The organism is Streptomyces sp. NPDC059994, from assembly GCF_042737755.1.
In the GTDB taxonomy this organism is placed as follows: domain Bacteria; phylum Actinomycetota; class Actinomycetes; order Streptomycetales; family Streptomycetaceae; genus Streptomyces.
In genome coordinates this window covers 17845-30417 of sequence record NZ_JBHWUR010000054.1, presented here as the reverse complement: position 1 = coordinate 30417, position 12573 = coordinate 17845, and the positions used below count along the sequence as shown (strand labels likewise).

Here is a 12573-nt window from a genome sequence, read left to right as displayed (position 1 = left end):
CTGTCACTTGGATGAAATCCAGTTACAGTGCGGCGCAGAGCGACTGCGTCGAGACAGCCGGGCTCGGCGCGGCCCTCGTCGCCATACGCGACTCGAAGCGTCCCACCGGACCTGCCCTGGTGTTCGGACGGGCCGCCATGCAGGACTTCGTCGAGGGTATGAGGAGCGGGGAGCATGTCCGTTAGTCACGTCTGAGGTGACGAAAGGGGTTCGGTGCTGCGAACCACCCGCTCAGGCCCCCAGGTCCGGCCGCTGTTCCGCGAGATCCGCAACGTCAGCAGGGCATGCGGGTCCAGTCGTACGCTCGTCGGTTCAGTCACCGCGTCCCGCTCGCCCGGTCCCAGGTGACGCCTTCTCGGCTTCGCTCGAACAGGGGGAACCCCATCGGTCACGGGCCCCTGGGCCGCAGCGGCCCGGGATGCCTTCGCCACCCAGGGGGAGGCGTTGGAGGAACTGCCGGAGAGCGATGGCGACACCTACGTACCGGTCGAGGAGCTGGTGTCCGCCGAGTGGGCCGCACTGCTGCCGTACCCGGCGTTCAACCCGGCGCAAGCCGCCGCTGTTCCGTTGGTGCGGGAAGGCACTGGGCACCTGGTGGTGGTGGCGCCCACCGGTGCGGGAAAGACCCCCATCGGCATGGTCGCGGCGCTTGACGCGCACGCCAGGGGCCGCAAGGCGGCCTGGCTGGTGCCGCAACGCTCGCTCACCGATGAACTCGACCGTGAGCTGGAGCTGTGGCGGCGCCAGGGGCTGCGTGTGGTGCGTCTGACCGGCGAGGCCGTGGTGGACACCGAGCTGATCCGGGCGGCCGACGTGTGGGTGGCGACCACGGAGAAGTTCGAGGCGATCTGCCGTGCGGGATCGCTGCGCGACGCGCTCGCGGAGGTCGGCTGCCTGGTCGTCGACGAGATCCACTTGCTCGGGGACCCGGCCCGTGGGGCCGTCCTGGAGGCGTTGCTCGCACGGGTGCTGGAGGAGAGTGCGGTAACACGCATCGTCGGTCTCTCCGCGACGGTCGCCAACGCGGACGAGGTCGCCGACTGGCTGGGCGCCCGCCTGGTCCGCACCGCCTGGCGGCCCACTCGGCTCACCTGGCAGTTGCCTGTCCTGCCCCCGGCCGACTGGGCGGCGCGGGCCGCCGTCCGTACCGAGGCCGCCGTACGGATCGCCCGTGACGTCACCGCGGACGGCGGCAGCGTGCTGGTCTTCTGCGGTAGCAAGCGCCGGGTGCGGTCGACGGCTCTCGCGCTGGCCGCCGACCGGGGGGTGCCGACCGCCGGCGTGGACGCGGACGAAGCGGAACTCGTCGAGCGCCTGTGCACGAAAGCGGGTGTGCGGCTGCACTACCGGGACTGGCCCGGCAAGCGCGAGGCCGAACACGCGTTTCGCGCCCGTGAGGCGGACGTCCTGGTCGCTACCTCGACCGTTGCCGCGGACGTCAACCTTCCTGCCCGGGCGGTGATCGTCAGTGACACCACCATCGGCCTGGATCGTATCGAGGTGTCCATGGTTTAGCAGATGTTCGGGCGGGCCGGCCGCATCGGTGCGGGGGAGCGTGAGGGCTGGGCCTTCCTGCTCACCGACCCGGCTGAGCGCGCACATTGGCAGGCCCGGCTCGCCGCCGGATACGCCGTACGGTCCCGGCTGGGCGACCACCTGCCCGACCACCTCCTCGCGGAGGTGGTCCAGGAACGGCTGACGGCCCCGGACGAGGCCGAACGGTGATGGGCGGGAACGTTCGCCGAACACCAGGGCGAGGACAGCGTCGAGCCCCTGCACGAGGCGGCCCGGTTCCTCGCCACGGTGGGCTGCCTGCGTGCCACCACGGACGAGGGCCGTCTGGAACCGACCGCGCTGGGTCGGCTGACCAGCCGCTTCATGGTCGACGCCACTCTGTCCAACGAACTGGCCACAGCGGTGCACGAGGCCCCTGTGCCCGAAAACGCCTTCGCTGCCGAGCATGTGCTCGCGGCCCTGCTCAGTACACGCCTTCCGGCACTCGAACAGGCCCCGTTCACGGACCGGGCACGTGCGGCGCTGCGTCGCGTGCTGCGCGAGATGGACCACGAGCCCGAGGAGGCCGGTGCACCTGGGGGCGACGAGCCGAAACCCGAGGCCGGTGACCTCGCCCGAGCGGTCCTGCTGCTGGTCGCGGGGCCGCCCGCGCCTCTTCCGCGGCCGTCCCGGCTATGTCCTCGGCATCCCCGTCGACTCCATGACCGGCATCCTGGAGGAGGCCCGGCGCTATCTTGCCTGGCTCGGCGCGCAGGGACCCATTGGTACGGTCCATCCCTGGGCGGCCGTGGTCGCCGGCGACCTCGCGCTTCGCATCCGCTGGCACACACTCGGGCCCGCCGTGGCGCGGGACGACTGCTGTGGATGTGCGAGCGGATGGTCACCGTGCCGCACGCGCCCCGCCTCGTTCCGCGCATGTGGCAGGCGGCCCGCGCCCGCGGCATCGACGCCCCCGACTGGACCGGCACCACCCCACCGGGCGACCGCGCCCTGCCCCCGGACCGCTACCACGCCCTGCTCGCGGAGCGCGCCACCGGCGTCCGTCTGGACCTCCAGGAAGACAGGGTCAGGGTGGCTGCCCCGCCGGGCTCGGTGATCCGGCTGTGGAACGGCGCGACCACCACCCTGCACATCGGCGACGGCGAGGAAACCACCCTCCTCCTGCCTCCCGGAGGCCCGTCCGACTCCTCGGCCGGCGACAGCGGCGCGGCCGTCTTCACCAGGGCGACCGGTTGGCGACGGGGTGGCTCGGGGCGTATGCGGCGATCCGTCTTTGACCCCGGCGCCGGAGCGGACGCCTGGGTGCCGCATCACCGGCCGGGCCGGTCCGCGGGGGCGATCGACCGGGCAGGCCGTTGGCGCAACTGCCTTGACTCCCGCCAAATCCCTTGCCGCGATGACCCGTTCACCGCGGGTGACCGGTGGTGATCCACCGTTCGGACCGGCGGCGTGGCGAAGCCGCCAGCCGCGCACTTCCCGCACCTGCGGCCGGGCGCCGTCGGGGAGCGGCCTGGCCAAGGACTCCCTCACGACGGGGTCGATCGCCCGCCGCGCAAGTGATGGGTGCGTCGTGTCTCTCGGAGAGCTACCCTTAGTCCAGCACTTAGTCCACCTGGTGATCGTATCGTGAGGCAGCCATGGAAGCAGCCCGTCAGTACAACGTCCATGAAGCCAAGACGCACTTTTCGCGGATCCTGGAGCAGGTTGCGACCGGTGAGGAGATCGTGATCAGCAAGGCGGGGGAGCCGGTGGCCAAGGTGGTGCCGCTGCGCCCCAAGGTGAAGCGGACCGGTCGGGGCTCGCTCCGAGGGCAGATCCACATCCCTGACGACTTCGATGAGCTGCCCGACGACATCGCCGACGCTTTCGGGATGCGCTGATGCGACTGCTGCTCGACACCCATGTGGTCCTGTGGTGGCTGGACGACTCTGCTGAGCTGTCCGGTGAGATCAAGGATCTGCTCGACACCGAACCCGCGGTGTACGTCAGTGCTGTATCACCGTGGGAGATCGCCATCAAACAGTCCCTCGGGAAACTGGAAGGCCCGCAAGACCTGGCCGAGCGGGTACGCGACAGCCAGTTCACCGGCCTGCCCATCACCGCCGGGCATGGGGTGCGGGCAGGCCGGCTTCCGGCGCATCACCGGGACCCCTTCGACCGGATACTGGTCGCTCAAGCGCAGATCGAAGGGATGACCCTGATGACGAGGGACAAGTGGATCCCGCAGTACGACGTGCAGGTCATGCCCGTGTGAGGGGCGGTCAGCTCCCTTTCGTGTCACTCGTCGGCCGCCGGTCTACCTGCGGGCCGATGCCCGACCGCGATGGACGGCCGGGGCCGGGCGCCGGACGTGCAAGTCGTCGTCCCCGTTACGGCCGCCGGTCATCGGGAGGCCCGCTCCCCGCGCTCCAGGGGGCGTGAGGAGGGCGCGGAGCAGCACAGGGGGTGTGGGCTGGAGAGCGGTATACCCGCACTGGCACGAGTGGGGCTGACTGGCACGAGTGCGGCAGGCTGGTGCGGAACCGCGGCTGTCCGGCCGGGGCGAGAACGTGTCCAGCCGAAGCAGGGGAAGGGCTCCGGGACACGAACGCGGCGACCCGAACCCGTCAGACCCGCCGCCTCTTCTCCGGCCGCCGCTTCAGCACCACATAAGCCACCCCCGCCGCGACCGCGGCCCCCGCGCCCAAGCCCGTCCAGCCCAGGACGCCCATCCCGGACGAGTCCGTCTTCGCTGCCGCCGTGCCCGCGGGCCTGGCGGCAGCAGACGGCTTCGCCGCGTCCAGCGTGCCCACCGGCTTCGCCTTCCCCACCGCCGTGAAGCCCCAGTCCAGTAGCGCGCGCGTCTCCGTGTAGACCTTGTCCCGCTTGTTCTCCTGGGGGTTCATCACCGTCACCAGGATGGTGTGGCCGTCGCGGGTGGCGGCCTCGGCCAGGGTGTTGCCGGCGTGGGTGGTGTAGCCGTTCTTGCCGCCGATCAGGCCCGGATACTTGGCCACCCCGCCGATGCCCGACAGCAGGCGGTTGGTGTTGGAGATGCCGAACGGCTTGCCCTTGGTGTTCGGGCCGCCCGGGAAGTTCGCGTCCGCCGTCGCGCAGTACTCCTTGAAGTCCTTGTTGCGCAGGCCCGAGCGGAGGAAGAGGGTCAGGTCGTACGCCGAGGAGACCTGGCCCTCCGCGTCGTAGCCGTCGGGGCTGCGCACGTGGGTGTCCTTGGCGCCCAGCGCGTCCGCCTTCGCCTGCATGTCCGTCACCGTCTTGGGGACGCCGCCGTTCATCGACGCCAGCACGTGCACCGCGTCGTTGCCGGAGCGGAGGAAGACGCCCCGCCACAGGTCCGCGCCCTGGTAGGTCTGGCCGGGCACGATGCCCACCGCGCTGCTGCCGCCGCCCATTCCCGTGAGCTCCGCCGGCTCCACCTTGTGGCTCGCCGTGGCCGGCACCACGGGCAGCACCGTGTCCGCGAAGAGCATCTTGAGGGTGGAGGCGGGTGGCAGCGGCCAGTGGGCGTTGCTCGCGGCAAGCACCTGGCCCGTGTCCGCGTCCGAGACCATCCAGGAGAGCGCGGACAGGCCCGCGGGCAGCGCGGGGGCGCCCTCGCCGGTCTGCGGGCCCGGGCGGCCCAACTGCTCGCCGCCCAGCGTGGACATGGACGCCGGGGGCTGCTTGGGGGCTCCGGCGCGCGGTACCCCGGGGCTCGGCTTCCCGGGCGACGGCGTGCCCGGCTTCACTGGGTGGGCCGCCGCGGGGGCGACACCGGAGACCACCGCCGCCGCGGTGAGGGCCGCGATGGCCAGCGGGCGGCTGAACTGCACAGTTATCGGGGCGCGCATGAACGCGAACGTACCCCACGGAATGTGTAGATCCTGTTGCGGGCACTCCGCGAGTGGGCAACGGGCTCCGGATGACGGTCCTCCGCCGCGTACGCGCGAGGGCGGCACCCCGGACAAGTCCATGGTGCCGCCCTCGACCCTCACGTACCACTGAGGACGCGTCAGCCCTTCTGGCCGCCACCCAGATGGTGCACCCGCACCATGTTCGTGGTGCCGGGGACGCCGGGGGGCGAGCCCGCCGTGATGATCATCGTGTCGGTCTCGCTGTACCGCTTGAGCTTCAGCAGCTCCGCGTCCACGAGGTCGACCATCGCGTCCGTGTTGTCCACGTGCGGGACGACGAAGGACTCGACGCCCCAGCTCAGCGCCAGCTGGTTGCGGGTGCCGGCGTCCGTGGTGAAGGCCAGGATCGGCTGGGCCGCGCGGTAGCGCGAGAGGCGGCGGGCCGTGTCACCCGACTTGGTGAACGCGACCAGCGCCTTGCCGTCCAGGAAGTCCGCGATCTCGCAGGCCGCGCGGGCCACCGAACCGCCCTGCGTACGCGGCTTCTTGCCCGGGACGAGCGGCTGGAGGCCCTTGGAGAGGAGCTCCTCCTCGGCGGCCTCGACGATGCGGGACATCGTCTTGACCGTCTCGATCGGGTAGGCGCCGACCGAGGACTCGGCGGAGAGCATGACCGCGTCCGCGCCGTCCAGGATGGCGTTGGCCACGTCGGAGGCCTCGGCGCGGGTCGGGCGCGAGTTGGTGATCATCGACTCCATCATCTGGGTCGCCACGATCACCGGCTTGGCGTTGCGGCGGCACAGCTCGATGAGGCGCTTCTGCACCATCGGGACCCGCTCCAGCGGATACTCGACGGCCAGGTCGCCACGGGCCACCATCACACCGTCGAACGCCATGACGACGCCCTCCATGTGCTCGACGGCCTGCGGCTTCTCGACCTTGGCGATGACCGGCACCCGGCGGCCGACCTCGTCCATGACCTTGTGGACGTCCTTGACGTCGTCGGCGTCCCGGACGAAGGAGAGGGCGACCAGGTCGCAGCCCATCCTCAGGGCGAACCGCAGGTCCTCGATGTCCTTCTCGGACAGGGCCGGGACGTTCACCGCCGCGCCGGGCAGGTTGATGCCCTTGTGGTCGGAGATGACACCGCCCTCGATGACGATGGTCTTGACCTGGGGGCCCTCGACCGAGGTCACCTTGAGCTCGACGTTTCCGTCGTTGATCAGGATCGGGTCGCCCTTGGAGACGTCACCCGGCAGCCCCTTGTAGGTGGTACCGCAGATCGACTTGTCGCCCGGGACGTCCTCGGTGGTGATGACGAACTCGTCACCGCGCACCAGCTCGACGGGGCCCTCGGCGAAGGTCTCCAGGCGGATCTTGGGTCCCTGGAGGTCGGCGAGCACGCCCACCGCGCGGCCGGTGTCCGCGGCGGCCTTGCGGACACGGTCGTACCGTTCCTGGTGCTCTGCCTGGGATCCGTGGCTGAAGTTGAAGCGGGCCACGTTCATACCGGCCTCGATCAGAGCAGTCAGCTGCTCGTAGGAGTCGACGGCGGGGCCCAGGGTGCAGACGATTTTGGAACGGCGCATGAGGCGATCCTATCGGTTTGTTTCGTTCCGGAATATTCCGTCTGGTGGAATGTACAAATGGGCGGAGGGGCGCTCAGGCGTGGCCTGGGAACCGGTCCTTTTCAGGCGCCCGTACCGCTCGCGCCGTCACCGGACCGGACCAGCGCGTACGTCTGCGTCGCGATCTCCAGCTCCTCGTCCGTGGGTACCACTGCCACGGCCACCCGCGCGTATTCCGGCGAGATCAGCCGCGGCGCGTCGGAACGTACGGCGTTGAGCTCGCCGTCGACCGCGAGCCCCAGCTCCTCCAGACCCGTCACGGCGGCCTCGCGCACCGGCGCCGCGTTCTCGCCCACCCCGGCGGTGAAGGCGACCGCGTCCACCTTGCCCAGCACCGCGTAGTAGGCGCCGATGTACTTCTTCAGCCGGTGGATGTAGATGTCGAAGGCGAGCGCCGCGCGCTGGTCGCCCTCGTCGATCCGGCGGCGGATCTCGCGCATGTCGTTGTCGCCGCAGAGCCCGACCAGGCCGCTCTTCTTGTTGAGCAGGGTGTCGATCTCGTCCGTGGACATCCCGGCGACCCGCTCCAGGTGGAAGGTCACCGCCGGGTCGATGTCGCCCGAGCGGGTGCCCATCACCAGGCCCTCAAGCGGGGTGAGCCCCATCGAGGTGTCCACGCACACCCCGCCCCGGACCGCGGACGCCGAGGCGCCGTTGCCCAGGTGCAGCACGATGACGTTGACCTCGGAGGGGTCCTTGCCGAGCAGCTTCGCGGTCTCGCGCGAGACGTACGCGTGCGAGGTGCCGTGGAAGCCGTAGCGGCGGATGCGGTGCGCGTCGGCGGTCTCCACGTCGATCGCGTACCGGGCCGCGTGCTCCGGCATCGTGGTGTGGAAGGCGGTGTCGAAGACGGCCACCTGCGGCAGGTCCGGGCGCAGGGACTGCGCGGTGCGGATGCCGGTGATGTTCGCCGGGTTGTGCAGCGGGGCGACCGGGACGAGCCGCTCGATCTCCGCCATGACCTCCTCGGTGATGACGGTCGGCGCGCTGAACCTCAGCCCGCCGTGCACCACCCGGTGGCCGATCGCGGCGAGCTGCGGCGAGTCCAGGCCGAGCCCGTCCTTGGCGAGCTCCTCGGAGACCGCCTTCAGGGCCGCCCCGTGGTCCGCGATCGGGCCGGTCAGCTCGCGCTTGCCACCACCGGTCAGCGGGGTGTGCACCAGGCGGGAGGTCTCCTCGCCGATCCGCTCGACCAGGCCCACCGCGAGACGCGCTGAGTCCGCCATGTCGAGCAGCTGGTACTTCACCGACGACGAGCCGGAGTTGAGCACGAGGACGCGCGACGGAGTCGGGTCGGTGCTGGTCATGCGGAGGTCTCCTGCCCCTTTGCCTGCGCCTGGGCCTGGATGGCCGTGATGGCGACGGTGTTGACGATGTCCTGGACGAGGGCGCCGCGCGAGAGGTCGTTGACCGGCTTGCGCAGACCCTGGAGCACCGGGCCCACGGCCACGGCGCCGGCCGAGCGCTGCACGGCCTTGTAGGTGTTGTTGCCGGTGTTGAGGTCCGGGAAGATCAGGACGGTGGCCTGCCCGGCCACCTCCGAGCCCGGCAGCTTGGTCGCGGCCACCGACGGCTCCACGGCCGCGTCGTACTGGATCGGGCCCTCGATCCGCAGGTCCTCGCGCGCCTCGCGGACCAGCTTGGTGGCCTCGCGGACCTTGTCGACGTCGGCTCCCGAGCCGGAGGTGCCGGTCGAGTACGAGAGCATCGCGATCCGGGGGTCCACGCCGAACTGGGCTGCGGTGGCGGCCGCCTGGACCGCGATGTCGGCCAGCTGCTCGGCGTTCGGGTCCGGATTGACCGCGCAGTCGCCGTACACGAGCACCTTGTCGGTGAGGCACATGAAGAAGACGGACGACACGATCGAGGCGTCCGTCTTGGTCTTGATGATCTCGAAGGCGGGGCGGATGGTGGCGGCGGTGGAGTGCACCGAGCCGGAGACCATGCCGTCGGCCAGGCCCTCCTGGACCATCAGGGTGCCGAAGTAGTTGACGTCCGCGACCACGTCGTACGCGAGTTCCACCGTCACGCCCTTGTGCGCGCGCAACTCGGCGTACCGCTCGGCGAAGCGCTGGCGCAGCTCCGAGGTGTGCGGGTCGATGATCTCGCACTTGGTGACGTCGATGCCGAGGTCGGCGGCCTTCTTGCGGATGACCTCGACGTCGCCGAGCAGGGTGAGCTCGCAGACGTCGCGGCGCAGCAGGACGTCGGCGGCGCGCAGCACGCGCTCCTCGGAGCCCTCGGGGAGCACGACCCGGCGGCGGTTCGCCCGGGCCTGCTCGATGAGCTCGTGCTCGAACATCATCGGGGTGACGCGGCCGCTGCGGGCCACCGACATCCGGGCCAGCAGGTCGGCGGTGTCGGTGTGCCGCTCGAAGAGGCCGAGCGCGGTCTCCGCCTTGCGCGGGGTCGAGGCGTTCAGCTTGCCTTCGAGGGCGAAGAGTTCACCGGCCGTCGGGAAGGAGCCGCCGGTCACGGCGACCACCGGGGTGCCGGGCGCGAGCCGGTCGGCGAGCTTGAGGATGGCCTCGCCGGGCCGCTCGTCCAGGGTCAGCAGGATGCCCGCTATCGGGGGCGTCCCGGCGCTGTGCGCGGCCAGTGAGCCCACCACCAGGTCGGCGCGGTCGCCCGGGGTCACCACCAGGCAGCCCGGGGTCAGGGCGTTGAGGAAGTTCGGCAGCATCGCGCCGCCGAAGACGAAGTCGAGCGCGTCCCTGGCGAGCCCGGCGTCGTCGCCGAGCAGCACTGTTCCGCCGAGCGCCGAGGTGATCTGGGCGACGGTGGGCGCGGCGAGGGCGGGCTCGTCGGGCAGCACGTAGCAGGGCACCGGGAGGCGGGCCTTCAGCCGGTCCGCGATGGCCTCGCGGTCCTGCGGGTTCACCCGGTTGACCACCATCGCGAGCACGTCGCAGCCCAGTGCCTCGTAGGCGCGGTGGGCGTTGCGCGCCTCGGCCCGCACCGACTCGGCCGGCTGGCCCTTGCCGCCGACCACCGGGATCACGGACGCGCCGAACTCGTTGGCCAGGCGCGCGTTGAGCGCCAGCTCGTCGGGGAGCTGGGTGTCGGCGAAGTCGGTGCCGAGGACCAGGACCACCTCGTATTCGCGGGCGACCTTGTGGAAGCGCTCGACCATCTGCGAGACCAGCTCGTCGGTGCCGCGCTCGGCCTGGAGCGCGGAGGCCTCGTGGTAGTCCATGCCGTACACGGTCGCGGCGTCCTGGGACAGCCGGTAGCGGGCGCGGAGCAGGTCGAAGAGGCGGTCCGGGCCGTCGTGCACGAGGGGACGGAAGACGCCCACCCGGTCCACTTGGCGGGTCAGGAGCTCCATGACTCCCAGCTCGACGACCTGTCGGCCGTCTCCCCGGTCGATCCCGGTCACGTACACGCTGCGCGTCACGCGTGCTCTCCCCTGTCTGTGTCGTCTGTCTGTGTCGTCGTAGCTGGTGGGCGGCTCGGGCGGTGCTTGAGGCGGGCGGCTCCGGCGGGCGAAAAAAATCGCGACGGGGCAGCCTCGCCCTCTTGACAATACCCCTGCGGGTGGTTACAGCGCCCGCCGGGCGGAGGTGTGGACGAAGGTCCCGGACCCAAGGGACCAAAGGCCTCCGGCCGGAGCGGCGCGGCGGCGGTGGAAGGGCGTGGGCCGTGAGGTGCGTGGGACAATCGGGGCGTCGGCCCGGTTCCTCGCGTCGGCGGGCACGGCACCACAGAGCAGGAGACTGAGTCACGATGCGCATCGGAGTCCTCACCGCGGGCGGCGACTGCCCCGGCCTGAACGCAGTGATCCGGTCGGTCGTGCACCGGGCCCTGACCGGCCACGGCGACGAGGTCATCGGCTTCGAGGACGGGTTCAAGGGCCTGCTCGACGGTCACTACCGCCCGCTCGACCTGGACTCCGTCAGCGGCATCCTCGCGCGCGGCGGCACCATCCTCGGCTCGGCCCGCCTGGAGCGCGCCCGGCTGCGCGAGGCCGCCGAGAACTGTGCGGAGCTGGCCCGCCGTTACGGCATCGACGCGCTCATCCCGATCGGCGGCGAGGGCACGCTGACGGCGGCCCGGATGCTCTCCGACGCCGGGATGCCGGTGGTCGGCGTACCGAAGACCATCGACAACGACATCTCCGCGACCGACCGCACCTTCGGCTTCGACACGGCCGTCATGGTCGCCACCGAAGCCATCGACCGGCTGAAGACCACCGCCGAGTCGCACCAGCGCGTCATGGTCGTCGAGGTCATGGGGCGCCACGCGGGCTGGATCGCGCTGGAGTCCGGCATGGCCGGCGGCGCCCACGGCATCTGTCTGCCCGAGCGGCCCTTCGAGGTCGAAGACCTGGTCAAGATGGTCGAGGAGCGCTTCGCGCGCGGCAAGAAGTTCGCGGTGATCTGCGTCGCCGAGGGCGCGCACCCCGCCGAGGGCGCCATGCCGTACGAGAAGGGCGCGATCGACCAGTACGGTCACGAGCGGTTCGCCGGCATCGGCAACCGGCTGGCCATCGAGCTGGAGCGGCGCCTGGGCAAGGAGGCCCGCCCGGTCATCCTCGGCCACGTCCAGCGCGGCGGCGTGCCCACCGCGTACGACCGCGTCCTCGCCACCCGGTTCGGCTGGCACGCGGTGGAGGCGGTGCACCGGGGCGACTTCGGCAACATGACGGCGCTGCGCGGCACGGACGTGGTGATGGCGCCGCTGGCGTCGGCGGTCACCGAGCTGAAGACGGTCCCGGCGGAGCGGATGTTCGAGGCGGAGTCGGTGTTCTGAGGGTCTCCCCACCCCGCCCGTTCCCTTGACCCTCCGGGGGTGGGTGGGGGTGGAGGTGGGTTTCCCGGGGGCTGCGCCCCCGGACCCCTGCGGGGCTGCGCCCCTGCACCCCCTACACCTGCGCCAGGGCCCAGAAGTGGTCGACTATCCGGTCCAGGAACTCGCGGCCCGCGTCGCCCGCCGTCGGCTCGGCGGTGGAGCCGTTCGACCCCCAGCTCATCGTCGACACCATCCGGCCCTGGTAGTCGGTGTGCAGTTGCTCCAGGACGTCCTGGAGGTGGTGGCGCGGGAGCGGCAGGAGCTTGGACGCCGGGCGGACGTACGCCTGCCAGCGCGTGGTGACCGCGCTGCGCAGCAGCTCCGCCAGGTCCTCGTGCTGCCCGGTCGCCGTGACGTACTCGCGCAGCGACAGGCCGAGCGCCTCCGCCAGCGCCTCGGACTGGCGCTCGTTGCCGCGCCACCGGCCCGCCTCCTCCATCCGGAGGTACGCCCCCGCGTCGAGTCCCACGCGCCGGGCCAGGTCCTCCGGGCTGAGCCCGCGCGCCATCCGGTGCTCGCGCAGGGTGGCGGCCGCGGCCATCAGGTCGCCGGGCGAGCACCACAGCACTCCCGCCAGCGCGGTCAGCTCACGGGCGCCGGGCGTTTCGAAGCCCCGTTCCCAGGCGGACACGGTCTCGGGGGAGACCCGCAGCCCGTACTGGGCGTACAGGCCGTAGGCGACATGGCCGGGCGCCATGCCCAGCGCCTCGCGCAGACGGCGCATGGCGGGGGCGTTGAACGGCGGGGTGAGGTGCACGCGCACACCGTAGGTGCACAGGGTGACGGCTGACCACGGTGTGTTCACC

12 protein-coding genes are annotated in these 12573 nt (G+C 71.3%); 7 read left to right on the top strand and 5 right to left on the bottom strand.

The features are described from left to right. Positions 1–11 precede the first annotated feature (11 nt). From ACFWA7_RS24490 to ACFWA7_RS24465, 6 genes are all read left to right on the top strand, one after another. Complete coding sequence (locus ACFWA7_RS24490; protein WP_385825203.1) at positions 12–185, top strand: DUF397 domain-containing protein; 174 nt, start codon at positions 12–14, stop codon at positions 183–185. A gap of 259 nt (positions 186–444) precedes the next feature. Further along, the gene (locus ACFWA7_RS24485) at positions 445–1515 is read left to right on the top strand and encodes a DEAD/DEAH box helicase (protein WP_385825201.1); all 1071 of its coding nucleotides are present in this window, start codon (positions 445–447) and stop codon (positions 1513–1515) included. A 3-nt stretch (positions 1516–1518) separates the two neighbouring features. Next, positions 1519–1725 carry a hypothetical protein gene (locus ACFWA7_RS24480; protein WP_385825199.1) on the top strand — a complete coding sequence of 69 codons (207 nt, stop codon included), beginning with the start codon at positions 1519–1521 and terminating at the stop codon, positions 1723–1725. 654 nt (positions 1726–2379) lie between these two features. Continuing rightward, positions 2380–2943: a hypothetical protein gene (locus ACFWA7_RS24475; protein ID WP_385825197.1), complete on the top strand. Its 564-nt coding sequence runs from the start codon at positions 2380–2382 to the stop codon at positions 2941–2943. 209 nt (positions 2944–3152) lie between these two features. Next, complete coding sequence (locus ACFWA7_RS24470; protein ID WP_062030294.1) at positions 3153–3395, top strand: type II toxin-antitoxin system Phd/YefM family antitoxin; 243 nt, start codon at positions 3153–3155, stop codon at positions 3393–3395. Next, positions 3395–3769: a type II toxin-antitoxin system VapC family toxin gene (locus ACFWA7_RS24465; RefSeq protein ID WP_385542708.1), complete on the top strand. Its 375-nt coding sequence runs from the start codon at positions 3395–3397 to the stop codon at positions 3767–3769. The genes ACFWA7_RS24470 and ACFWA7_RS24465 overlap by 1 nt, the downstream gene beginning before the upstream one ends. A 352-nt stretch (positions 3770–4121) precedes the next feature. Here the strand turns inward: ACFWA7_RS24465 and ACFWA7_RS24460 are convergent, their stop codons facing one another. The 4 genes from ACFWA7_RS24460 to pta all read right to left on the bottom strand — a co-directional run bounded on the left by ACFWA7_RS24460 (position 4122) and on the right by pta (position 10373). Then, entirely contained in the window at positions 4122–5345 is a 1224-nt protein-coding gene (locus tag ACFWA7_RS24460; RefSeq protein ID WP_385542711.1) for a D-alanyl-D-alanine carboxypeptidase family protein, read from the bottom strand. A gap of 161 nt (positions 5346–5506) precedes the next feature. Continuing rightward, positions 5507–6937, bottom strand: a complete 1431-nt coding sequence (pyk, locus tag ACFWA7_RS24455) for a pyruvate kinase (protein WP_385542714.1) — start codon at positions 6935–6937, stop codon at positions 5507–5509. Between the two features lie 101 nt (positions 6938–7038). Then, entirely contained in the window at positions 7039–8283 is a 1245-nt protein-coding gene (locus tag ACFWA7_RS24450) for an acetate kinase (RefSeq protein WP_385542717.1), read from the bottom strand. Beyond that, positions 8280–10373, bottom strand: coding sequence for a phosphate acetyltransferase (gene pta, locus ACFWA7_RS24445; RefSeq protein WP_385825195.1), 2094 nt, complete (start codon positions 10371–10373; stop codon positions 8280–8282). The genes ACFWA7_RS24450 and pta overlap by 4 nt, the downstream gene beginning before the upstream one ends. A gap of 329 nt (positions 10374–10702) precedes the next feature. Here pta and ACFWA7_RS24440 point away from each other — a divergent pair, with 329 nt between their 5' ends. Further along, positions 10703–11728, top strand: a complete 1026-nt coding sequence (locus ACFWA7_RS24440; RefSeq protein WP_385542723.1) for an ATP-dependent 6-phosphofructokinase — start codon at positions 10703–10705, stop codon at positions 11726–11728. A 112-nt stretch (positions 11729–11840) separates the two neighbouring features. On the opposite strand, the gene ACFWA7_RS24435 is transcribed toward ACFWA7_RS24440, so the two are convergent. Next, the gene (locus ACFWA7_RS24435) at positions 11841–12491 is read right to left on the bottom strand and encodes a helix-turn-helix domain-containing protein (protein WP_385542775.1); all 651 of its coding nucleotides are present in this window, start codon (positions 12489–12491) and stop codon (positions 11841–11843) included. Positions 12492–12573 lie beyond the last annotated feature (82 nt).

What these genes read in the sequence shown, in the direction of transcription:
- ACFWA7_RS24490 (WP_385825203.1), top strand. Translation starts at nt 12, where the DNA reads ATGAAATCCAGTTACAGTGCGGCGCAGAGCGACTGCGTCGAGACAGCC.
- ACFWA7_RS24480 (WP_385825199.1), top strand. Translation starts at nt 1,519, where the DNA reads ATGTTCGGGCGGGCCGGCCGCATCGGTGCGGGGGAGCGTGAGGGCTGG.
- ACFWA7_RS24475 (WP_385825197.1), top strand. Translation starts at nt 2,380, where the DNA reads ATGTGCGAGCGGATGGTCACCGTGCCGCACGCGCCCCGCCTCGTTCCG.
- ACFWA7_RS24470 (WP_062030294.1), top strand. Translation starts at nt 3,153, where the DNA reads ATGGAAGCAGCCCGTCAGTACAACGTCCATGAAGCCAAGACGCACTTT.
- ACFWA7_RS24465 (WP_385542708.1), top strand. Translation starts at nt 3,395, where the DNA reads ATGCGACTGCTGCTCGACACCCATGTGGTCCTGTGGTGGCTGGACGAC.
- ACFWA7_RS24460 (WP_385542711.1), bottom strand. Translation starts at nt 5,345, where the DNA reads ATGCGCGCCCCGATAACTGTGCAGTTCAGCCGCCCGCTGGCCATCGCG.
- pyk (WP_385542714.1), bottom strand. Translation starts at nt 6,937, where the DNA reads ATGCGCCGTTCCAAAATCGTCTGCACCCTGGGCCCCGCCGTCGACTCC.
- ACFWA7_RS24450 (WP_385542717.1), bottom strand. Translation starts at nt 8,283, where the DNA reads ATGACCAGCACCGACCCGACTCCGTCGCGCGTCCTCGTGCTCAACTCC.
- ACFWA7_RS24440 (WP_385542723.1), top strand. Translation starts at nt 10,703, where the DNA reads ATGCGCATCGGAGTCCTCACCGCGGGCGGCGACTGCCCCGGCCTGAAC.
- ACFWA7_RS24435 (WP_385542775.1), bottom strand. Translation starts at nt 12,491, where the DNA reads ATGCGCCGTCTGCGCGAGGCGCTGGGCATGGCGCCCGGCCATGTCGCC.